The following is a 549-nucleotide window of genomic DNA, read 5'->3' as shown; positions in this document are numbered from 1 at the left end:
CATAGAGGCCGGCCATGACCGTCTTGCCGGCACCGGGGTCGTCGGCGAGCAGGAAGCGCAGCGGGGTGCGCGGAAGCAGTTCGCCGTACACCGCACGGATCTGATGGGGGAGAGGCCGCACGTCACTGGTGGCGACGGCGAGCATCGGGTCGAACAGCCCGGCCAGCGAGATGCGCTGCGCCTCGGCCACGAGCTTGAAGTCGTTGGCGTTGGCGTCGAAGGCGCGGCTGCCGGTCTGGGCGACGCTGAGCTTGTCCTGGTCCCTGCGGAAGACGACCTGCTGGCCGAGGCCGCCGGCGGTGGTCTTGTAGGTCAGTTCGAGCGCGTCGGAACCGTGCCACTGCGCGGCAATGACCGTGATGACCTCGGCGGGGATGAGCCCGTCGACGCGCAGCCCTGGCTTGAGCTCCTCCAGCAGCACGACCGACCTCCCCCTGATAAGACAGCCGGCCAACGCTACTGGAACGGTCCGACAGCCCGATGCGCGGCCTCCGGATCCCAGCCACCGACGCACTGGCGGACCGCGGCACCCGAATCCGCCAGGCCTGT

At 69.8% G+C, this 549-nt stretch carries 1 protein-coding gene; it reads right to left on the bottom strand.

Annotated features, from left to right (window positions below):
* Window positions 1-421, bottom strand: a 421-nt coding sequence (locus AC5LUJ_RS21755) for a DUF8742 domain-containing protein (protein WP_493465632.1), incomplete at its 3' end; no start/stop codon positions are given.
* Between the last annotated feature and the right edge of the window lie 128 nt (window positions 422-549).

Source organism: Protofrankia sp. CiP1_Cm_nod3, from assembly GCF_982290655.1.
Note: the sequence above shows the minus strand (reverse complement) of the source record. Positions and strands in the feature narration are given on the sequence as shown.